The organism is Paenibacillus sp. J14 (assembly GCF_000518465.1).
Lineage (GTDB): Bacteria > Bacillota > Bacilli > Paenibacillales > Paenibacillaceae > Fontibacillus > Fontibacillus barengoltzii.
The window spans coordinates 1-22,189 of sequence record NZ_JADQ01000044.1 but is presented as its reverse complement, the minus strand read 5'-3'; the positions used below and the strand labels follow the sequence as shown (position 1 = coordinate 22,189).

At 54.7% G+C, this 22,189-nt stretch carries 21 protein-coding genes, 1 pseudogene and 1 riboswitch; all 22 genes and pseudogenes read right to left on the bottom strand.

Features of this window, described 5'->3' with window-relative positions:
• Nucleotides 1–8 precede the first annotated feature (8 nt).
• Nucleotides 9–1,280: a phosphoribosylamine--glycine ligase gene (gene purD, locus M891_RS0116125; protein WP_028539547.1), complete on the bottom strand. Its 1,272-nt coding sequence runs from the start codon at nucleotides 1,278–1,280 to the stop codon at nucleotides 9–11.
• 387 nt (nucleotides 1,281–1,667) lie between these two features.
• Complete coding sequence (gene purH, locus M891_RS0116120; protein ID WP_028539546.1) at nucleotides 1,668–3,215, bottom strand: bifunctional phosphoribosylaminoimidazolecarboxamide formyltransferase/IMP cyclohydrolase; 1,548 nt, start codon at nucleotides 3,213–3,215, stop codon at nucleotides 1,668–1,670.
• Between the two features lie 130 nt (nucleotides 3,216–3,345).
• Nucleotides 3,346–3,963 (bottom strand): phosphoribosylglycinamide formyltransferase, encoded by a 618-nt coding sequence (purN, locus tag M891_RS0116115; protein WP_028539545.1) that lies wholly within the window; start codon nucleotides 3,961–3,963, stop codon nucleotides 3,346–3,348.
• On the bottom strand, nucleotides 3,963–5,006 hold the full coding sequence (gene purM, locus M891_RS0116110; RefSeq protein WP_028539544.1) for a phosphoribosylformylglycinamidine cyclo-ligase: 1,044 nt from the start codon (nucleotides 5,004–5,006) through the stop codon (nucleotides 3,963–3,965). Before purM ends, purN begins: the two co-directional genes overlap by 1 nt.
• 97 nt (nucleotides 5,007–5,103) lie before the next feature.
• Complete coding sequence (gene purF / locus M891_RS0116105; protein WP_028539543.1) at nucleotides 5,104–6,585, bottom strand: amidophosphoribosyltransferase; 1,482 nt, start codon at nucleotides 6,583–6,585, stop codon at nucleotides 5,104–5,106.
• The gene (purL, locus tag M891_RS0116100; RefSeq protein ID WP_028539542.1) at nucleotides 6,570–8,813 is read right to left on the bottom strand and encodes a phosphoribosylformylglycinamidine synthase subunit PurL; all 2,244 of its coding nucleotides are present in this window, start codon (nucleotides 8,811–8,813) and stop codon (nucleotides 6,570–6,572) included. Before purL ends, purF begins: the two co-directional genes overlap by 16 nt.
• Nucleotides 8,791–9,480, bottom strand: coding sequence for a phosphoribosylformylglycinamidine synthase subunit PurQ (gene purQ / locus M891_RS0116095; RefSeq protein WP_028539541.1), 690 nt, complete (start codon nucleotides 9,478–9,480; stop codon nucleotides 8,791–8,793). The genes purL and purQ overlap by 23 nt, the downstream gene beginning before the upstream one ends.
• Before the next feature lie 3 nt (nucleotides 9,481–9,483).
• Nucleotides 9,484–9,729, bottom strand: a complete 246-nt coding sequence (gene purS, locus M891_RS0116090; RefSeq protein WP_009224523.1) for a phosphoribosylformylglycinamidine synthase subunit PurS — start codon at nucleotides 9,727–9,729, stop codon at nucleotides 9,484–9,486.
• Between the two features lie 145 nt (nucleotides 9,730–9,874).
• A complete protein-coding gene (locus M891_RS0116085) occupies nucleotides 9,875–10,051 on the bottom strand; it encodes a hypothetical protein (RefSeq protein WP_157268822.1) in 177 nt (58 codons plus the stop codon).
• Between the two features lie 282 nt (nucleotides 10,052–10,333).
• Entirely contained in the window at nucleotides 10,334–11,233 is a 900-nt protein-coding gene (locus M891_RS0116080; protein WP_028539539.1) for a phosphoribosylaminoimidazolesuccinocarboxamide synthase, read from the bottom strand.
• 34 nt (nucleotides 11,234–11,267) lie between these two features.
• Nucleotides 11,268–12,566, bottom strand: coding sequence for an adenylosuccinate lyase (gene purB, locus M891_RS0116075; RefSeq protein ID WP_028539538.1), 1,299 nt, complete (start codon nucleotides 12,564–12,566; stop codon nucleotides 11,268–11,270).
• Nucleotides 12,563–13,777, bottom strand: a complete 1,215-nt coding sequence (purK, locus tag M891_RS0116070) for a 5-(carboxyamino)imidazole ribonucleotide synthase (RefSeq protein ID WP_028539537.1) — start codon at nucleotides 13,775–13,777, stop codon at nucleotides 12,563–12,565. Before purK ends, purB begins: the two co-directional genes overlap by 4 nt.
• Complete coding sequence (gene purE, locus M891_RS0116065) at nucleotides 13,774–14,271, bottom strand: 5-(carboxyamino)imidazole ribonucleotide mutase (protein WP_016313456.1); 498 nt, start codon at nucleotides 14,269–14,271, stop codon at nucleotides 13,774–13,776. Before purE ends, purK begins: the two co-directional genes overlap by 4 nt.
• 227 nt (nucleotides 14,272–14,498) lie before the next feature.
• Nucleotides 14,499–14,600, bottom strand: a riboswitch (purine riboswitch).
• 497 nt (nucleotides 14,601–15,097) lie between these two features.
• Nucleotides 15,098–16,009 carry a response regulator gene (locus tag M891_RS0116060; protein WP_028539536.1) on the bottom strand — a complete coding sequence of 304 codons (912 nt, stop codon included), beginning with the start codon at nucleotides 16,007–16,009 and terminating at the stop codon, nucleotides 15,098–15,100.
• Nucleotides 16,010–16,076: 67 nt separating this feature from the next.
• The gene (locus tag M891_RS0116055) at nucleotides 16,077–17,384 is read right to left on the bottom strand and encodes an ATP-binding protein (RefSeq protein ID WP_036700711.1); all 1,308 of its coding nucleotides are present in this window, start codon (nucleotides 17,382–17,384) and stop codon (nucleotides 16,077–16,079) included.
• A 110-nt stretch (nucleotides 17,385–17,494) separates the two neighbouring features.
• A complete protein-coding gene (locus M891_RS0116050) occupies nucleotides 17,495–18,145 on the bottom strand; it encodes an amino acid ABC transporter permease (protein WP_028539534.1) in 651 nt (216 codons plus the stop codon).
• Nucleotides 18,146–18,163: 18 nt separating this feature from the next.
• Nucleotides 18,164–18,817, bottom strand: coding sequence for an amino acid ABC transporter permease (locus M891_RS0116045; RefSeq protein WP_028539533.1), 654 nt, complete (start codon nucleotides 18,815–18,817; stop codon nucleotides 18,164–18,166).
• A 3-nt stretch (nucleotides 18,818–18,820) separates the two neighbouring features.
• Entirely contained in the window at nucleotides 18,821–19,675 is an 855-nt protein-coding gene (locus M891_RS0116040) for a glutamate ABC transporter substrate-binding protein (RefSeq protein ID WP_028539532.1), read from the bottom strand.
• 30 nt (nucleotides 19,676–19,705) lie between these two features.
• Entirely contained in the window at nucleotides 19,706–20,434 is a 729-nt protein-coding gene (locus tag M891_RS0116035) for an amino acid ABC transporter ATP-binding protein (RefSeq protein ID WP_016313462.1), read from the bottom strand.
• 611 nt (nucleotides 20,435–21,045) lie between these two features.
• The gene (locus tag M891_RS0116025) at nucleotides 21,046–21,480 is read right to left on the bottom strand and encodes a universal stress protein (protein ID WP_028539531.1); all 435 of its coding nucleotides are present in this window, start codon (nucleotides 21,478–21,480) and stop codon (nucleotides 21,046–21,048) included.
• Between the two features lie 27 nt (nucleotides 21,481–21,507).
• Nucleotides 21,508–21,771, bottom strand: a complete 264-nt coding sequence (locus M891_RS0116020; protein WP_028539530.1) for a DUF1294 domain-containing protein — start codon at nucleotides 21,769–21,771, stop codon at nucleotides 21,508–21,510.
• Between the two features lie 242 nt (nucleotides 21,772–22,013).
• A pseudogene (locus M891_RS25360) lies at nucleotides 22,014–22,189 on the bottom strand (ISLre2 family transposase); the annotation flags it as partial.

Here is a 22,189-nt window from a genome sequence, read left to right as displayed (position 1 = left end):
TGATCTCCCTATACAAGCGCCTTAGCGGCAATATCCGACCGTTGATGCTTGCCCTCAAACGTAATGAGGTTCGCCGCCTCGTAGGCGTTGTCCCGGGCTTCGGCAATCGAGCTTCCACGGCCAACCACGCCAAGCACACGCCCGCCGTTCGTGACCCACTCGCCTGCTTCGTTCTTCCCCGTGCCGGCATGGAACACCAAAGCCCCTGCAGCTTGTGCTTCTTCCAGCCCTTGGATCGGCAGCCCCTTTGGATAGGAAGCTGGATAACCGCCGGAAGCCAATACAACGCAAACCGCCGCTTCCTCGCTCCACTCGATATCGACCTGGTCCAGCGTCCCATTCACCGCCGCCAAGAAAATCTCCAGCAGATCACTTTTCAAGCGCGGCAGAACCACCTGGGTTTCTGGATCGCCAAAGCGGGCGTTAAATTCGATCGTCTTCGGTTTGCCGTCCGGCGTGATCATCAAGCCGGCAAACAACACGCCGCGGAATGGCCGGCCTTCGGCAACCATCGCTTTTGCCGTTGGTTTGATAATCGTTTCAATGGCCTCTTTGATAATCGAATCTGCGATATGCGGCAACGGGGAGTAGGTTCCCATACCGCCGGTGTTCGGGCCTTTGTCGCCGTCATACACCTGCTTGTGGTCTTGCGCCGCAACCATGGGACGGACCGTTTCCCCGTCGACGAACGACAGAATCGACATTTCTTGGCCTTCCAGAAACTCCTCAATCACAACCTGACTTCCGGATTCGCCGAACACTTTGTCAATCATAATGTTCTTGAGCGCCGTTTCCGCCTCTTCGCGAGTGAAGGCGACCGTAACGCCCTTACCTGCCGCAAGCCCGTCCGCCTTAATTACGATTGGAACCGGACGGCTTTGGAGATACTGAAGCGCCTGCTCGTAGTTATCAAATTTCTCATAGACTGCCGTTGGAATGTTGTATTTTTTCAACAGATCCTTCATGAAGGTCTTGCTGCCCTCGATATGCGCAGCATTCTTACGCGGTCCAAATACCGGGATGTTCTTCGCTTCGAACACATCCACGATGCCCTCAGCCAGCGGATCGTCCGGACCTACGACAACCAGACCTACGCGCTTCTCCTCCGCAAAAGCTGCCAGCTTCTCGAATTCGTTCACCTGAATCGGCACCAGCTCGGCGATTTGTCCGATTCCCGCATTCCCCGGAGCGCAATAAATTTTATCGGCCTTCGGGCTTTTCGCCAGGCTCCAGCAAATCGCGTGCTCGCGCCCTCCGGCGCCAATCACCAAAATGTCCATAGTCTCCTCCTCACTTCTGAGCTCAAAATTTAGAAGTTGTCCAGTCTCGCCTGTTTCGGCACTAATTCGTTAACGAAATGAAATATGCCGATTACCGTTTGGTCTACAAACTAGTCTTTTTCGAAACGAACTGAAAATTCTACTGTTAATTTTCCACTCAGCCCGAATTCAAACGAAAATAACTGGAAAATGTATCGCTAATTAAAGCCTAAAGCATCAATCTAAGCATTTTTGCTCAAATTAACGGCAGGTTTTACAGCTAATTCGTCAAAATCCAGTGTTTCAGCTGAAATAACGGTAGATTTTACAGTTAATTGTCCCATGCAGGTTAGCGCATCTGCGAAAAGACGGCAGGCCGCCGCAGCGGTCCTGCCGTTAAGCTCAATCTTAGTGCTTGAAATGGCGCACGCCGGTGAAGACCATCGCGATGCCATGCTCGTTGGCCGCTTTGATGGACTCCTCGTCCTTCACGGAGCCGCCCGGTTGGATAATCGCCGTAATCCCGGCTTGGGCCGCCGCTTCGACCGTATCGCCCATCGGGAAGAACGCGTCGGACGCCAAGACGCTGCCTTTCGCTTTCTCGCCTGCTTGCTCGACCGCGATCTTCGCGGCACCAACGCGGTTCATCTGCCCCGCGCCGACGCCAACGGTCATATCGTCCTTCGCCAGAACAATCGCGTTCGACTTCACATGTTTAACGACTTTCCAGCCAAACAGCAGCTGTTTCAGCTCTTCTTCGGTTGGCTTGCGGTCGGTAACCACCGTCAAGTCGGACTCTTTCAGCGTATGCACATCGCTTTCTTGCACGACCATCCCGCCGTCAATCGAGGTGACGACAAACTGGCTGCTGCGGCTTGCGCCCAGCTCCAGACCGCCAAGCTTCAGCAAACGGAGGTTTTTCTTCTTCGTGAGAATCTCCAGCGCTTCTTCCGTGAAACCTGGTGCTAAAATAATCTCCAAGAAAATCTCCTTCATCAGCATCGCCGTGTCCGCATCAATGATGCGGTTGGCAGCAACGATCCCGCCGAAGATCGACACAGGGTCGGCCTCGTACGCTTTTTTGTAAGCTTCCAGCACGCTGGCCCCGACGCCAACGCCGCAAGGATTCATATGCTTGACCGCGACAACCGCCGGCTCATCAAATTCCTTCACGATTTGCAGCGCCGCGTTCGCATCGTTGATGTTATTGTAGGAGAGCTCCTTGCCGTGGAGTTGTTCTGCATTCGTCAGCGTGTCCGCTGCTGCCAACGGCTTGCGGTAAAACGCCGCTTTTTGATGCGGATTTTCGCCATAACGCAAATCTTGGATTTTCTCGTAGGTGACCGTAAAACGCTCTGGCAACGGATCGCCCGTCACCTTCGACAAATAATCGGAGATCAAGGCATCGTATGCCGCCGTATGGCGGAAAACTTTGGCCGCAAGCCGTTTACGCGTTTCCAATGTCGTATCGCCGCCCGTACGTACTTCCTCGAGCACGGTTCCATAGTCAGCCGCATCGACAACAACGGTGACAAACGCATGGTTTTTCGCAGCCGAACGAAGCATCGTAGGTCCGCCGATGTCGATATTTTCGATGGCGTCCTCATAGGTAACATCTTGCTTTGCAATCGTTTCTTGGAACGGGTACAGGTTAACGACCACCAGGTCGATATAGTCCAATCCCAGTTCCTTCATCTGTGCTTGGTGTTCCTCGCTGTCGCGTACCGCCAGCAGGCCGCTGTGTACGGCAGGATGCAGCGTTTTAACGCGTCCATCAAGGATTTCAGGGAATCCGGTGACGTCAGAAATTCCGATGACCGGAACGCCTTCCTTCGCCAGCAAGTTTTTTGTGCCCCCTGTCGAAATGATTTCCACACCCAGCTGCGACAGCTCGCGGCAAAAATCCACGATACCCGTTTTATCCGACACGCTCACGAGCGCTCTTTTCATACTCACAATCGGCTCCTCCTTTATTTTGGCGAATCATGCCCCCGATATTTCTCGGGAAATATCGAAACCCAGCATCTGTTCTAAACCTATCCAATCATCCAAAAAAACCTGTAACCAAGCGTTCTTTCGATGCTTCCTATTCCGACAGAATCGTCACTTTTCGGCCTTCCACGCGCACGCGGTTGCTCGCGAACCACGACACGACCTGCGGATATAAGCGTCCTTCTGCCGCATGGATCTTGGCTTCGAGTGTTTCCAGCGTATCGTCCGCCGTAATCTCTACCGCCGCTTGGGCAACCACTGCGCCGGTGTCCATCCCGCCATCAACCAAATGAACCGTAACTCCCGTCATTTTCACACCGTAGTCCCAAGCCTGCCCAATCGCATTTTTTCCCGGAAAAGCCGGCAGTAATGACGGATGAATATTAATCATGCGCCCGGCGTACGGCTCAACCAACACCGACGTGAGTAACCGCATATAACCGGCCAACACGACTAAATCGATTTGCCGCTTGTCCAGCTCGGCGGCAATTTCCGCCTCATAATCCTCTCGACGCGCGTAGGCCTTCGGGTCAAAAAGATAACATTCCACGCCGGCTTGACGAGCCCGTTCGACGACATAAGCCTTCGGCTTATCACAAACGAGCAGCACAATCTCAGCATCTAACTCACCTGACCGCGTCGCGTCGAGCAAATTTTGAAAATTACTGCCGTTCCCCGAAGCAAATACGGCAATCCGGTAGTTCGCCCCCATTAGACATCCGCTCCTGCAAAAGTCACAACCCGTTGTCCTTCCGTCACTTTACCGATGACATAAGGCGTTTCCCCGGCTTGCTTCAATGCAGCAACCGCTGCCTCAGCCTGGTCCTCCGCCACTACAATTACAAGCCCGATGCCCATGTTAAACGTCGTGAACATATCGCGGTTGCTCACGTTCCCTTTCTTCTGCAGCAAGTCGAAGATCGGCAAAATCGGCCAAGAACCGTAGTTGATCTCCACATTTACGCCTTCCGGCAGGACGCGCGGGATGTTCTCGATGAAGCCGCCGCCCGTAATATGAGCCATTCCCTTGACATCGACTTTCTCCAACAGGGATAATACCGGCTTCACATACAGCTTGGTTGGCGTAAGCAGCACGTCACCCAATGATGCTCCGCCTAATTCCGGCAGCTTGTCGGTCAAAGCGTAACCTGCTTCTTCCAGCAAGAGCTTCCGTACCAGCGAGAACCCGTTGCTGTGCACACCGCTGGAGGCCAGGCCAATCACCGTGTCGCCAGGGGCGATGCGGCTGCCGTTGACGATCTTGCTCTTATCAACGACACCTACTGTAAACCCGGCGATGTCGTATTCGCCTTCGCTGTACATGCCCGGCATTTCCGCAGTCTCGCCGCCGATCAAGGCGCATCCCGATTGGCTGCACCCTTCAGCGATACCGGCGACAATGGCCTCGATTTTTTCAGGCACGACCTTGTCGCAAGCCAAATAATCGAGGAAGAAGAGCGGCTCTGCCCCCTGTACGACGATATCATTCACGCACATTGCCACTGCGTCGATGCCGATCGTATCGTGCTTATCCATCGCAAAGGCAATTTTCAGCTTCGTGCCCACACCGTCTGTTCCCGACACGAGCACCGGTTCTGCGTATTTGTCTTTGTTCAAACCGAACAAAGCGCCAAATCCGCCCAGATCGGTCATCACTTCCGGCCGGAACGTCCGTTTGACGTGTTTTTTCATGCGCTCTACCGCTTCATTCCCGGCTGCGATATCAACGCCGGCTTTCTTATATGCTTCAGACACGAGAGGGACCCACTCCTTTAACTTAATGAACACGGAAAACCCAGTTATCACGAAATCAATTCATCATGTGAAATAAGTCGAATCTACGCTAACGAATTTAGCAAGTGCAGCCGAACTTCTCTTCCCCGTCGAAATCCGTCCGGGTTGGATAATCGTTGTCGAAGCAGGCCATACAGAGGCCGCCTTTGTAGTCCGTCGCGTTATCTCCGCCTACCGCCTGGATCAACCCCTGCGGGCTGAGAAACTCGAGCGAGTCGGCATTGATCTCCTTGCAGATTTCTTCTACCGTTTTGTAGGAGGCGATCAGCTCCCCGCGGTCGGGCGTATCGATGCCATAGAAGCAAGGATTTTTGAACGGCGGCGAGGTAATGCGGACATGCACCTCCGTCGCGCCGGCTTCGCGCAGCAAGTTTACAATCCGCCGCGAGGTCGTGCCGCGAACGATCGAATCGTCGATCATTACGACGCGTTTACCTTCCACGACACGGCGCACCGCGCTCAGCTTCATTTTGACCCCTTGCTCGCGCAGCTCTTGGCTCGGTTGAATGAACGTGCGGCCGGTGTATTTATTTTTGATCAGACCCAGCTCGTAAGGGATGCCGGTCTGCTCCGCATAGCCAATCGCGGCGGAAATACTGGAGTCCGGAACCCCAGTAACCACATCGGCGTCCACAAAAGACTCCTGGGCCATCACCTGCCCCATCCGCTTGCGGCTGGCATGCAGGTTCGAGCCATTCATGTCACTGTCCGGACGCGCGAAGTAAATGTACTCCATCGCACACAGCGCCTTCCGCTGCGGCTCGGCATAACGCTCCTCGCGAAGGCCGTCCTTATCCAGCACCAGCATCTCACCCGGCTGGATTTCGCGAATCGTCTCCGCACCAACGACCTCGAACGCGCACGTCTCAGACGAGAACAGGTACGCATTGCCAAGCCGGCCCATCACCAGCGGGCGCAAGCCGTTCGGATCGCTGGCGGCAATCAGCTTGTCGTTCGTCAGCAGCAGGAACGCGAAGCCCCCAACCAATTGACGAAGCGCGTCCTTTGCCGCCTCAACGAAATCCTTCGACGAGCGGGCGATCAGATGCGCGATCACTTCCGTATCGCTGGTCGTTTGAAAGATCGAGCCGCTTTGCTCAAGCTGGCGGCGGATTTTCGGTGCATTGACGATGTTGCCGTTCGTAGCCACCGCCAGATCACCGTCACGGTATTTGAAGATCAAGGGCTGGGCGTTCGTCAGCTTGCTGTCTCCGCTTGTCGAATAGCGGACATGCCCGATTGAACGGTCCCCGCGCAACGAAGCCAGCTTGTCGCGGTCGAACACTTCCTTCACCAGCCCCATGCCGCGGTGGTAATGGAAGTCCTCCCCATTCGTAGCGCAGATCCCCGCGCTTTCTTCCCCCCGGTGCTGCAAGGCGTGCAGCCCGTAGTAGGATAGAGAGGCGGCTTCGGCATGACCAAATACGCCAAACACGCCGCATTCCTCGCGTAACGTATCAAACGGATCCGCATGCCCCGCCCCTTCGTTATAGTAGTCTCCGGTCCAAAGTCTCTGCACGGGTCTTATTGCATCAGACATGGAATGACATCCTCCCAGACGCGTCTCAGCTGGTCCACCGGCTTGCTCAGAACCTCCGTTCCATTCACAGCAACGTTCAGTTCAGAACCTTCCACAACCCCAATTCGTGCTGCTGGCACGCCGCGTTCCGCGAGCAGCTTCTCCAGCGCCTCCGCCTTCTCCGGCGAAGCCGACAACAGGATGCGAGATTGGGATTCGCTAAACAACATGAAGTCGGGGCGCAGCTCGCTTGTAATATCCACCTTGGCACCCACCCCGCCGCTGATGCACGATTCAGCCAGCGCCACAGCCAGACCGCCTTCGGACAAGTCGTGCGCCGAACGCACCAGCCCGCCTTGGATGGCTTCCAGTACGGTGCCGAGCAATTTTTTCTCTACTTCTAAATCAAGCTGCGGCGGACGGCCTTCGACAACACCATGAACAACCGCCTGGAACTCACTGCCTCCGAGTTCGGCCTTCGTCTCGCCCAACAGGAACACGATATCCCCAGCCGATTTAAAGCCTTGCGTCGTGATGTGATCCGTATCATGCACCAGACCAACCATCCCTACTACCGGCGTTGGGTAAATTGCGCCTTTGGCGTTCTCGTTGTACAAGCTGACGTTCCCGCCGATGACTGGGGTGTCCAGCACACGGCAAGCTTCCGCCATTCCGTCCACCGCCCGTTCCATCTGCCAGAAAATATCCGGTTTCTCCGGGCTGCCAAAGTTCAGGTTGTCGGTGATTGCCAGCGGCTCTGCACCAGAGCAAACGATGTTGCGCGCCGCTTCACTGACCGCGATCCGTCCGCCAACTTCCGGATCCAGATACACGAACCGCCCGTTGCAGTCGGTGGTCATCGCCAGCGCCTTGCGCGTGCCATGAACGGTAACTACGGCTGCGTCCGAACCCGGACGAACCGCCGTGCTCGTTCGAACCATATAATCGTATTGGTTGTACACCCACGCTTTGCTAGCTACCGAAGGCGAGGACAGCACTTTCTCCAGCGCCGCGCCCAGATCTTGAACTTCCTCGTAACGCGTGGTGTCGACCGATTCATTTTCCACATAATAAGCAGGAACTGCCGAAGGCTTCTCATAGATTGGACATTCGTCCACCAGCGCCTTCACCGGCATGTCGCCGACCAGCTCGCCATGATGGAACAGCTTCAGACGGCCGTCGTCCGTCACTTTACCGACCTTCGCACAGATGACGCCCCAACGCTCAAAAATCTCCCGCGCCTTCGCCTCATCCTTCGGCTCCACGACGAACAGCATTCGCTCCTGCGATTCGGACAGCATCATTTCATAAGCCGTCATGCCTTCCTCGCGCTGCGGCACCTCGTCCAGGTACAACTCCAGACCGTTTCCGGCTTTGCTGGCCATTTCCGCGCTGGAGCAGGTCAAGCCTGCTGCGCCCATGTCCTGGATCCCCAGCACGATGCCGCTGTCGATCAACTCCAGACAAGCTTCCATAACCAGCTTCTCCATGAACGGGTCACCTACTTGCACCGCTGTCCGCTTCGCTTCGGATTCCTCTGTCAGTTCCTCCGAAGCAAACGTCGCGCCATGGATACCGTCCCGGCCCGTTGGCGGCCCGACATAAAACACCGGATTGCCAACGCCTTTCGCAACGCCGCGTTGGATTTTGTCATGGTCGATCAGCCCGACGCACATCGCGTTCACGAGCGGATTGCCTTCGTAGCTCTCATCGAACACCACTTCTCCGCCAACCGTCGGAATTCCGATGCAGTTGCCGTAGCCCGCGATCCCGGATACAACATGCTCGAACAAATATTTCACGCGCTCGCTTTCCAGCTTGCCAAATCGCAAGGAGTTCAGCAGCGCGACAGGTCTTGCTCCCATGGAAAAAATATCGCGAATAATCCCGCCCACGCCGGTTGCCGCGCCTTGATACGGCTCCACGGCCGAAGGGTGATTATGACTTTCGATTTTAAAGACAACCGCTTGGTTGTCACCGATATCCACGATCCCGGCGCCTTCGCCCGGGCCCATCAGCACGCGCGGGCCGCTGGTCGGGAAACGACGCAACAGCGGCTTTGAATTTTTGTAGGCGCAGTGCTCGGACCACATGACGCTAAATACGCCGATTTCTGTATAATTCGGCTTCCGTCCAAGGAATCCGCAAATCAGTTCGTATTCGCTGTCGGAAACGCCCATTTGTTTGTAAATTTTCTGCTCTGCAATTTGTTCTGCATTTGGTTCCTTAGCGGACACTTGCTGACTCATGCCGATCCCTCCAAGCTTTCAAAATGGATGTAAACATCTTCTTGCCGTCCGTCGAACCCAGCAAATCGCTGACCGCCCGCTCCGGGTGCGGCATCATGCCGACGACGTTTCCGCGTTCGTTGGAAATGCCGGCGATGTCGTCCACCGAGCCGTTCGGATTTTGAACATACCGGAAAATAATTTGGTTATTCCGCTTCAACTGCTCCAACGTTGCTTCATCGCAATAATAGTTGCCTTCGCCATGCGCGATCGGAATCGTAATGACTTCGCCCTTCGCATAATGCGATGTAAACGGATTTTCGTTGTTCTCCACGCGCAGCTCGGTGTCGTGGCAACGGAACTTCAGCGACATGTTGCGGCGCAACGTGCCTGGCAGCAATCCAGCTTCCGTAAGGATTTGGAATCCGTTGCAGATCCCCAGCACGTATTTCCCTTGCTCCGCCGCTTTGGCCACTTCCGCCATAACCGGCGCAAAACGGGAAATCGCCCCGCACCGCAGGTAATCGCCGTAGGAGAACCCGCCGGGAACTAAGATGCAATCGTAAGCAGACAAATCGGTGGCCGTATGCCACACATAGTCAACCGGTTCGCCTAACGTCTCTTCCACCGCTTTGTAACAATCGATATCGCAGTTGGAACCGGGGAATACGAGTACCGCGAATTTCATAGTTTAAGCCTCCAATTCAAAGCGGTAGTCTTCTACCACCGTATTGGCCAACAGCTTCTCGCACATCGCTTTCACTCGAGCTTCCGCTTCGAAGCGATCGTTCGTATCGAGCGTCAGCTCCATATATTTACCGATGCGGACGCTGTCCACCTCTCTGAACCCCATCGAATGGAGTGCCCCTTGAACGGCAACCCCCTGCGGGTCAAGTACGCTTTGCTTGATCGTGACATAAACGCTCGCTTTAATCATGTTCCTCGTGTTCCTCCTAAGTTTGGACTTGTGCGGCGCAGCCGCTTGGTATCTGGATGGAAATGATAATTACATTTGATAATTGCTTGTGCTATCGCTTGGGGCATTTCTTGCCTTCTAGCTTGCCTTCTAGCTTGCCTTAAAGCTAACCTTTAAGCTTGCCTTCTAACTTGCCTTCTAACTTGCCTTCTAACTTGCCTTCTAACTTGCCTTCGTGCTTATGCTTGCCTTCCAACTTTCCTTCATGCTTTAAGCTTGCTTTCTGGCATTCCTGTCTAATTTCCTTGCTGTCTCGCTCGTTGAGGGTCTTCTTGTCTCCCAAGCTCCTGCCCCTCTGATCCAAAGGGATAATGCACAGAAGACCTACCTCAGAGTACCCCATGTCCATTCTCTAATGGACCTCAGTGACGTTATTTACTCATTTCCCGTATATTTCCCCGGCTAACGGACTCTACCGCCGCTATTGGGCCCCATCCGGCAACAAACTGGACCGCCCCGGCCAAATAAGGTCCCCTCGGTCCGTTATATCAGTCTTCCCTGCGAATCTGTGCCAATAAGGGCCCTAGGGTCCGTTAGAGCTAAAAGGCTATATTGAACACAGTTCCTACGCCAACTCGGCTCCCGTCAATCGCCGGTAAATTTCACGGTACCGCCGTGTCGTCTCTTCAACCACCTGCGCCGGAAGCGGATCAGGCGGGCTCTCTTTATCCCAATCGGAACCGGCTAGATACGTACGCACCGGCTCTTTGTCCATACTGTCGATCTCGATGTCCAGCGCGTAGTTCTCTTTGGCCCAAAATCTCGATGCATCCGGCGTAAACATCTCGTCGATCACAATCAACTTGCCGTCCACCATCCCGAATTCCAGCTTGCAGTCTGCGAGCAGGATGCCGCGTTCCTCGCAGTAATCCCGGGCGTAGGCGTACATCTCCAGGCTGCGATCCCGCAGCTGTTCAGCCAATTCCTGGCCGACTTTGTCCACCATCTCAGCGAACGAGATGTCCTCGTCGTGGCCCACGTCATTTTTCGCCGCCGGCGTAAAAATCGGTTCCGCCAGCTTCGCGTTCTTCCGCAGCCCTTCCGGCAACTCAATGCCGTTAATCGTGCCGGTCTTCTCATACTGCCGCCAGCCGCCGCCGGTCACATAACCGCGCACCACACATTCAATGTCAATGCGTTCAGCTTTGCGGGTCACCATGATCCGGTTGCGCAACGCCTCGCGATGCTCTGACGGAATCACGTCCCCTAGCCGCTCCACGTCCGTATGAATCACGTGATTCTCCAGCAGATGCTGCGTCTTGTCGAACCAAAACGCGCTCAGCCGGTTCAACACGTTCCCCTTGTCCGGCACCGCCGGCTCCAGCACATAATCAAACGCGGAGATGCGGTCCGTGACCACGATCAAATAATGCTCGCCGAGGTCGTACAACTCCCGGACCTTGCCTTTGTACAGCAGCGGGGCCTTCACCAAATCCGCCGCGGTAGAAATTGCCGGTACCGTCATGAAGCTCTCCTCCCTATCACTGCAAGATCAGATCCTACTCAATCAATCCAAGCTTCCGGAAAATCGTATCCACATGCTTCAGATGCCAGGACGGATCAAAAGCATCATCAATTTCTTCTTTGCTTAAGACGCTGGTAATTTCCGGCGTCTCCTCAATAATGTCGCGGAATTGACGTTGGGTCTCCCACGCCTGCATCGCCCGCGGCTGCACTGTGTCGTACGCTTGCTCGCGGCTGAAGCCTTTGTCGATCAGCTTCGTCATCACGCGGCCGGAGAACGGTACGCCATAGGTGCGAGCCATGTTGCGCTTCATATTTTCCGGGAACACCGTTAGGTTCTTCACGATATTGCCGAAGCGGTTCAGCATGTAGTTCAGCAGCATCGTCGCGTCCGGCAGAATCACCCGTTCCACCGAAGAGTGGGAAATGTCGCGTTCATGCCACAGCGTCACGTTCTCATAAGCCGAAATCATGTGACCGCGGATCACGCGGGACAAGCCGGAGATGTTCTCGCAGCCGATCGGGTTACGTTTATGCGGCATGGCCGAGGAGCCTTTTTGCCCTTTGGCGAAGGCCTCTTCCACCTCGCGGAATTCGCTCTTCTGCAACGCGCGAATTTCCGTGGCGAACTTGTCGAGCGAGGTCGCGATCAAAGCCAAGGTTGCCATATATTCGGCGTGACGATCGCGTTGCAGCGTCTGCGTCGAAATCGGCGCCGGTGTCGTGCCCAGCTTCCGGCAAACAAATTCTTCTACAAACGGATCGATGTTCGCGTAAGTCCCAACGGCACCGGAGATTTTTCCGAATTGAACATTCTCAGCTGCCCGGCGGAACCGCTCCAGATTCCGTTTCATTTCTTCGTGCCAAAGCGCCATTTTCAGACCAAACGTGGTCGGCTCTGCGTGGACACCGTGGGTCCGCCCCATCATTGGGGTATCTTTATAAGCCAAGGCTTTTTCTTTGAGAATGTCGATAAAGTTCAAAATATCCCGTTCCAAAATCGCGTTGGCCTGCTTCAACAAATACCCCAGCGCCGTGTCGACGACGTCGGTCGAGGTCAAGCCATAATGCACCCATTTCCGCTCCGGCCCCAAGCTTTCCGAGACGGCGCGGGTAAACGCGATGACGTCATGGCGGGTTTCCTGCTCAATTTCATAGATCCGGTTGATGTCAAACGAAGCCTTCTCGCGCAGCAGCTTGGCGTCTTCCTTCGGGATCACGCCAAGCTCGGCCCAAGCCTCGCAAGCGCACAGCTCCACTTCCAGCCAAGCCTTAAATTTGTTCTCCTCCGTCCAGATCGCTCTCATTTCCGGTCTGCTGTAGCGTTCGATCATTTACGTTCATTCCTCCAAATGTTGGTTTGCTCTATCCAACGCAGCCCGTCCTCCACATTGCGGCAGATCAGATTGATATGCCCCATTTTCCGTTTAGGAGCGGCTCCGTGCTTTCCATATAAGTGTACTTTGGGGATCACCGGGAATCCAGTTTCACCGCCGGCTTCGCCAAACCACTGGCCCGTAACTACGGCCTTGCGTACCGCCTCCAAGTGTTCGCCCAGAATGTTGACCATCACGACCGGCGTTAACAGCTCCACCGGACCTAGGGGCAGATTGCAGATCGCCCGAACATGCTGTTCAAATTGGGAAGTCGTGCAAGCCTCCATCGTATAATGGCCGGAGTTGTGCGGTCTTGGCGCCAGTTCATTGACGAACAGCTCCCCGTCCTCGGTCAGAAACATCTCTACCGCCAGCAGGCCAACGGCCTCCAAGCCTTCGGCGATTCGGGCCGCGAGCCGTTCCGCCTCCCGTTGCACCTGCTCCTCCACGCGAGCCGGCACAATCGAGACATGCAAAATATTGTCGATATGAATATTCTCCGCTACGGGGAACGTCTTTATTTCTCCGCGCGGGCTGCGCGCCGCAATCACCGACAGCTCCTTGACGAACGGGACAAATTGCTCGAGCACGAGCTCGGTCCCAGCCCGGCTCAACGCGGCGTAGGCCGGCGCAATCTCGGCCTCGCTGCGAATGACCCATTGGCCTTTGCCGTCATACCCGCCGGTGGCCGTCTTCAGCACAGCCGGAAGGCCCAACCGAGCCACGGCTGCGCGCAACTCTTCCTCGCTGCCGATCTCTGCGTACGGCGCGACCTTCACGCCCGCTGCTTCGATGGCTCGCTTCTCCCGCAACCGATGCTGAGTGGTATACAGCAATCGGCTGCCTTGGGGCACGTACGATGCTTCCTCCAACAACGCGGCTACGCCGGCGTCGACGTTTTCGAACTCGTACGTGATCACATCGGCCCGCGCCGCGAGCTCACGCGCCGCGTCCTGGTCATCGTAGCGGGCGACGATCTGCCCCGCTACCTGACCGCAAGGCGCATCCGGCGTCGGATCCATGGCTACGAATCGGTAGCCAAGATTGCTCCCGGCCAGCGCCATCATCCGGCCAAGCTGTCCGCCGCCCAGCACGCCGATCGTTGCGCCCGGCGCAATCACCGGGGCGCCATTGCTGCCGCCTGTTTTGCCCATCACGCCGCTGCTCATTCCGCGGCTCCCAACTCCGAGCTGCTCTCCAGCACCTCGGCTTTGATCCGATCGCGGCGCTCCTGCACCCGGCGCATGACCTCAGGGTCAAACGCACCCAGAATTTGCGCCGCCAGCAGCCCGGCGTTGATCGCCCCGGCTTTGCCGATCGCTACCGTCGCCACCGGGATGCCGCCTGGCATCTGCACGATCGACAGCAGCGAATCAAGCCCGTTCAACGCGGCCGACTTCACCGGCACGCCGATGACGGGCAGCGTAGTTTTGGCCGCCACCATCCCCGGCAGGTGGGCGGCTCCGCCAGCCCCGGCGATGATGACCTTCAAACCGCGGGCTGCGGCCTGTTCGGCAAATTCAAACATCAAATCCGGGGTGCGGTGCGCAGATACGACATTTTTTTCGTAAGGAATCTGCAGTTCATCCAAAACGGCACAGGCATGGGACATCGTCTCCCAGTCCGATTTGCTGCCCATGATTACGGCGACTTGTGCTGTCATGCCTCAACCTCCACGTTCATATTTCTTGTGAACCTATCTATAGAATTAGCCGAATACGTAAAAAGGGCCCCGAACTTCCTGGGAACACTATTTCCCGAAATTCGCGGACCCTGCGAAATACGACACCTGCGTGCGGGCAGCTACAGCCTCGCCGCTGGCAACGCAAAGCCCGGTGCTTACAAGCCCAGGCTCATAAAAAGAAGGCCTTCCGTGCGGAGTAGCCTTACCTTCATCACGTATTCGCTCGTAGTCCGAAAATTTACGGTTCTCGGGTAGAAACTTCCGGGCCCTATTCCCGGCATTATACGAGATTATGATGTTCGGCGGCGAGCCGCCTTTCCTCTCCTAGTGTACCAATGGCGGACACGGGATGTCAACTCAAATCCGAACATTAAAAGAATGTAAAATCCGAATGTTCGTTTTTGAACAATGTCTCCCCAACACAAAAAACCTAGTCTGTCAAACAGACTAGGGTCTCTATCGAATGCGGTTCTGGGTCAGAAGTCTACCGCAAATTTACTGTAAAAAGTACCTTTAATTTTGCCTATCCTCCGTATTTGAAAACAATTAGATGTAAAAGTTACTCTTAATTCGGACCAAAACCCCAAAATTCCAATCTACCGCTCAAAATAACAGCAGGATTTCCAGTTAAATTGCTAAAATCTCGCCGATTCCCCGAAATTAACCTTACTTATTCCAGTTATTTTAGATTTCAGCCTGACGACCGGTCGACAACCTGCGCTCTACCACTTTATTCGGCGACATCGGCGTCCCTTACTTTAGTTGCACGCCCGCTTATGCATTAGCCCCAATTCCAATTCATCTCTCAGCCGCCCAACTGCTCCTGCACTTCAATGAACAACACCTGCAGGAACTTCTTAATATTCACCTTCCCCTTGTTGTTGCCCGGCTCGCGCCCCTCTTCGATCTCCTTCATCTTGAGCCGCACATCCTCGAAATCAAAATAGAGCGGAGCATAATACTCAAACCGAGGGTTTCCGTAATCCGTCAAGCCCAGCGAAGCCAGGTTCGTCAGCCCGGCCATCAATGCGCGGCGCAGCCGCTGCTCGATCGCCTTGACCTCCTTGTTGATCTCCTCAGGCCTTGTCTTGTACGTGGCTGCAGTTTGACGATACAACTCCTTCAGCGGCGGCAGATTCCCGCCAGGTTCACTTCCCCGCTCCAGCAGCAGCTCCATGATGTTAATCATATCGCGGCTGCCGCTTTCGCCAATCAACCCCATATTCATCAGGATCGGTTGAATCGCCTCTCGGACCGTTCGCTTGTGCTGACCCGCCGGCGGTGCGCTGCGCAAGTCCTCCAGCTTCTTCAGACTCGATTTGATTTCATCTAAATAGTGTCCTAACGCATAGCGTTCGTTGATTTTCCGCAGCACCGTCTCCACTTCGATCCGGTTGATCGGCTTGCGAATGAAGAACTCAATCCCGCTTCGGTACGCCCGTCCAACCATGTCTTGATTTTCGATCTGGGAGATCATCACGAACCGGGAGCTGCAGCCTTGAGCGCGCAAGGAATCGATCACCTCAATACCGTCCTGATCGGGCATCAGCAAATCCATCAGCACGATATCCGGCGGCTCGCTTAAAATTTGCCGCACTCCCTCCGCTCCGCCGCCAGCTGTCCCCGTCACTTCGCCCAGACCGCTGTCCTCGATAATGTACTGCAGCATTTTTCGTGCACTGGCATCATCGTCAACGATACAAAAAGAGAGCGGCATCGGATAACCTCCTTACACTTTAGGTTATAAGCGGTTTGCCAAGGATACGGTTGAAACGAAACTAGCTTTAAGCCGGCGCCGCCGACTTCTGCAAGCTTGGGGTCGGAATCCGGATTTGGACCATCGCGCCGCCCAGCCCGGGGGCCGTCCCCAGCGAGATGTCCCCGCCGAACCGGGTCACGATATCGCGCACATGGGATAATCCTATCCCCGTCGCCGCGACGCCTTCCTCATCAAATTTGGTCGTAAAGCCTGGTTCAAAGACCAGCTCCCGCTCGTCCTGCGGGAAGCCGCTCCCGCTGTCACTCACCGTAAGCAAGGTCGATCCCGCTTGCTCGCGAATCTCCAAATGAATCTGCCCCCGGCCCTGGATCGCCTCTACCGCATTGGCCGTCAAGTTCCCCAGCAGCGTCAGCAAGGGAATGTAATTGGCCGTATCGTAATCCAGGGAGATTTTCTGCGTAAACACGATTTGCTTCCCCAAATAATCGGCATACTGCCGTGTGCTGTCAATGATATATTGGACCAAGTTCGACAGCGGCATATCCCCCGGGACTTCACGGTCGGTCAGCTTAATCAGCCCCGCCAAAATCCGTTGCGAATCCTTCTTCACCTCATGGATCTGTTCCGTAATCCCAAGAATATAACGCTTATGCTCCTCCAGGCCTTCCTCCGATAACCGACGGTACATCTCATAGCTGCGCAAGGTCAACTCCTCCAATGTACCAATGGATTTCTTCAGGTAGAAGACCTCTCCATATAGGCCGGAGCTAAAACTAAGCATCTGTTCAATCCGCCGATTCTGCTCCTGCTGCATGATCCGCATCCGGCTGACGGAAATGCTGCTGTAGATCCCGGTAACAAAATAAGTACGCAGCATGGCAATCATCATGAGAAACGCCCACTCGTTCAGCTTAAACGTCGCCGTGCCAGTCACCAGCAACCGAGTCAGCAGCTCCGACTCATTGGACATCAGATCAATGACCGCGGTCACGGCTCCCAGCACCAAAGGATAGAAGCGATCCAAGCGCCGTTTGATCAGGCTCATCCCTAGTGCGAACACGATATAATACACCGCCGCCGAGCAATGCCTTGTCACGCTCTCCGCCACAGTCAATCCGTTGTCCAGCACCTGATCCAGTCCTGTACGAAACAGCAGCACTACCACGCCGGTGATGACGCCCGTCACGAGGTACGGCAACTGCCGCAGCAGCAGCAAAAACAACAAAAACGCGCTGCTCCCCAGACCAATCCGAAAGATGTCGCCGACAAACGGATTGATCTTCAGTTCCCCCGCCAAGGCCGTCCCGATCGCGATGACCGCGATCTGAACGTAAGCGGATCTTTGAAAGGTCTTGATAATCACGCTCCGCATCCCCGCTCCCCCGGATTCCGTGAGTGATTTTGATCCATATCGTACCACATCCAGGGAAGGATGACTATGCCTTATATACCATTATATGTTAGTATTGTGTCAGTTGATGCCTAAGCTCGCCGTGCCTCCAAACGTCTCGAGATTACCGAAAGCACAAAATTGACCGTAAAATAAATCAGTGCCACCAGCATCAAAATCGGTATCGTATACGTGTAGCCGTGACCAATAACGATCCCCGCATGATGCATCAGCTCCGGCAAGGAGATGACCACCGCCAGCGACGTGTCCTTGAGCAGCGAAATGAACTGGCTCACTAATGGCGGCACCATCCGCCGCAAGCCTTGCGGCAGCACGATGTGCCATAGCGTCTGAACAGCGCTGAGTCCTGACGAACGGGCCGCCTCGATTTGTCCTTTGTCGATGGAGGCGAGGCCGCTGCGCACGATTTCGGAGATCATCGCGGCCTCAAAGATCGTCAGCCCGGTTACCGTCGCGGCGACAAGCCCAAGCTTGATGCCGACCTCCGGCAAGGCGAACCGCATGAAGAAGATGATGAGCAGCAGAGGCAAATTGCGGATCAGCTCAACCCCCACCAGCATGATAGGCGACAGCACGGGCAATTTCGTATACCGGATTACGCCCACAATACAGCCGATCAGGAAGCTTAGCACGATGGACAGCCCGGCGACAATCAACGTCACGTAAAGTCCATCCGCTAAGAAGCGCAAATTCTCCGTACTGTACGCCCCAGCAAAATCCATCGAACTTCAGGCCTCCTTTCAGTATTTTTTCTCAAGTCTTCGCTCCCACACCCTTACGCCATAACTTAAAGGCAAGGTCAGCACCAGATAGAACAACGCGACAAAAATATAAGTATCAAACGTCCGGTACGTATCGGCATTTACGATGTCGGCAAAATACATCAGGTCAAGCCCGGCCACAATCGTTAAAACTGATGAGTTTTTGATTAAATTGATGAACTGGTTCCCGAGCGGCGGAATCACCAGCTTGATGGCCTGCGGCAGGATTATATGCAGCATCGTTTGCACGTAGCTCAACCCGGACGAGCGAGCCGCCTCCGTTTGCCCTTGGGGGATCGCTTGAATCCCGGCACGAATTGCTTCAGCAATGAACGAAGAGGTGTATACCGCAAGCCCGATTGTCCCCGCCGTGAAACCGTCCAGCGGTAAACCTAAAGCGGCTGGTCCATAATAGAAAATGTATACGACAAGCAGCAACGGAATATTGCGGATAAATTCCACGTAACCTGTTCCGAACCAGCGCAGGGGCCGGACGGGGCCGATGCGGAACACCGCGATCAAGGCGCCCAGCACGAAGCTTCCGACCAGCGCCAGCAAGCTGGACAGCACCGTTCCCCGGAACCCTTCCAGGTACACGTCAAAATAGTCAGTTAGAATCGTAAAATCCATCACGAATTATTCGCCCGGCTTCTTGCCGATCCATTTTTCGTATATCTTGTCGTACTCCCCGCTGTCATGAAGCTCTTTTAATGTATCGTTAATTGCCTGTACGATGTCTGAGTTGCCTTTCTGTACCGCAATGCCGTAAGGTTCATCGGTAAACGGCTTGCCGACCACCTCATAATTCGGGTCTTGAGCCGCCATCCCGTAAAGAATCGCATCGTCCGTCGTCAGCGCGTCGCCTTGCCCCGCCTTCAGGGCGTTAAACGCATCCTGATAGTTGTCGAACTCCAGCACCTTGATGCCTTCCACTTTTTCGCGGATATTTTTCACCGAGGTTGAGCCTTTGCTGCCCAGCACCGTCGAATCAGCCGTCAGACTTTCAATGCCGGTGATCGGGCTGCCCTTCTTCACCAGCAGCGATTGACCAGCTTGGAAATAAACATCGGAGAAGTCGACTTCCTTCTTCCGTTCCTCGGTAATCGTCATCGTAGCTACGATCATATCGATCTCCCCATTATTGAGCATCGGAATCCGCGTCTTCGACGTCACTTCCTTCAGTTCCAGGGCATTCTCGTCACCGAGAATGTGCTTGGCGATCGCCTTGGAGATATCGATATCAAATCCCTCGACATTCCCGGTGGAGGGGTCTTTCAGACCAAACAACTTCGTGTCGTACTTCACGCCAACCAACAGTTTGCCGCGATCTTTAATTTTCGCCAAGGCCCCGCTTCCGCTCTCCCCGGTTGCCGAAGCGGCATTCCCGCCGTTCCCTGCTGCGTTGCCGCCTGCCCCATTGCTGGCACATCCGGCCAGCACCGTCAACGCACATACCACCGCAATACTAATCAGCCTCCAACGCTTCTTCATTTCTCTTCCTCCCCTTGATTATCGATTGATTTAGTGGCTCAACAGACGGCTCAGGAACGTTCGCGTCCGCTCTTCTCGCGGATTTGCAAAGAACTCCTCCGGCCCTGCTTCCTCCACGATTTGCCCTTGGTCCATAAACACAATCCGGTCTGCCACCTCGCGGGCAAACCCCATCTCATGCGTGACCACAACCATGGTCATGCCTTCGCGGGCGAGCGTCCGCATAACATCCAGCACCTCGCCGACCATCTCCGGATCCAGCGCCGAGGTTGGTTCGTCAAACAGCATGATCTTCGGCTTCATCGCCAACCCCCGGGCGATGGCCACCCGCTGCTGCTGCCCGCCAGACAGCTGGGACGGATAGGCGGACGCCTTATCGGCAATTCCCACCTTCTCCAGATAAAACATCGCCGTCTGCTCCGCCTCCGCTTTGGAGATGCCCAGCACCTTAATGGGCGCCAGCGTGATATTGTCGATCACCTTTTTGTGCGGATACAAATTAAAGTGCTGAAAGACCATCCCGATATCGCGGCGCAGCTTATTGATATCTGTCTTGCGGTCATGGACCGGGAGGCCGCCTACCGTCAGCTCCCCGCTCGTGATCGTCTCCAGCCGGTTAATGCAGCGCAGCATCGTGCTTTTTCCCGAGCCCGACGGGCCAACAACGACGACGACTTCCCCTTCCTCAACCTGTAAGTCAATCCCCTTCAGGACGTGAAAATGACCAAAATGCTTATCTACCTGTCGAAAACGAATCAACGGCAGACCTCCTTTCCGCGTTCGGTTATTGGATGTGCCTGCGGGCGCACCCCTTTCCGTTATCCCTTCATGCCCTTGCGACTAAACACATCCTCTATTCGATGTGAGTAATCGTAACATTTGAACATAACCTTACTTTGGAGACTATAAAAAACTACAGATCCCTACACACCAACCGGAAAAACGCCCAAAAAAATTTGGGCATATTCCCCAAACTTGTCGGACAAGCGTTAGTTTCCCTTACAGAAATCTCCCTTGGTGGAGGTGCAGGAGTGATGTTCTACAATTGGGGAGTCATGTTCTACCTTTGTCAAAAAGTTCTAACGCTTGGGTGGAACGCGATTTGGGCTAAAATCGGTACGTGCAACTTGTAACGCTTATGGGACATCTTATTTCGGGGTTTTCCCCCGAAAAAGGCGGCTCCCCACCCAAATAAGAACGCTGATCAGCGTTAGAAATGAAAATTACTGTTTTTCGCCGCAATAAGCTTCCTGGCAAGCGTTAGAGCTACCTGCACCTATCCCGACATGCTCCCAACAAGCTCTCATAAAGCAAAAAAAGCCCAACCGAAATCAATCGGTCAGGCTTTCTGGTATAAACTCGCTCTTATTTTATTTGACAACGAGTACTGGGATCCGGGCATGCTGGACGACGTTGTGACTGACGCTGCCAAGAACAAATTCGCGAATGCCGCCCAATCCGCGGCTGCCAATGACAATCAGATCGGCTCCGCTCTTCTGGGCATGCTCTAGAATCGTCTCGGCTGGGGGCCCTTGGACCATTTCAACTTTTGGCTCCAGACCTGCGGCCTCCACGCGTTTCTTCGCTTCCTCGGCCGTTCGCTCTGCAAGCTCATAGAAATCCTTATTCATCGAAGCGGGGACCGGCGCAAAGCCCTCGGCTACGTAAAATCGCGGGAAGTCGTACACATGCAGGACCTCCAGCTGGGCTTCGGGTGTCGTTTTGCACAATTCAATCGCTTTGTCCAGCGCTTTGTTGGCTGCTTTCGAACCGTCATACGCGGCTAATATCTTTTGAAATAGCATGGAAAGCACCTCACTTGTCCCAAGAGTCTATATCATAAAATACCCATAAAGTACGGCGTTGAAAACCAGCAATACGGGGATGCCCACCCGGAAGCTGAGGTGCTTCGTTTTATGGCGCTTCGTGTTCATCGCAATGAGGACCCCCAGCGCTCCGCCCAACGCAGCAAGCAGAAACAGCGTTCGCTCCGGGATCCGATCCCGCCTCTGCCGCGCCCGCCTCTTGTCATCGGACATCACCAGATAGGCGACCGCATTGATAAATAGAAACCATACGAGTAAGCCCGTCCTCATCTTCGCCGCCCCCTTCGAGCTCCTGGCTCGATTATTGCTTAGTATTTCCACCAAATAGATAAATCTATTATACCTCAATCCAACCGCCCTCCGCATCTTGCCGCCCATACGCGTCAGTGTCAAGCTAGCGTGGGCAGTCATTTAAGATGCCTGGAACGCGAACCCCGAAGGAACCTCTTCCTTGTAAGCGCTTTGCTTCGTTCTTTCATCAAACACAAGTGATTTGTCAGAATTTTTTGCCGTTATCCGCGAAGTGCTTTGAGTGCCATACCCGTTGTGCTGCTTTGCTTCGGTCCTTGCAGCATGCGAATCATTCCAGCGATACAACCCTTGACCGGTTGCGTCACGTTCTTGAGCAATTGCCGCATGTTTATCGACTGCTGCGGCGTTGCCTGCTTACTCGCTTGTCCTTCAACCG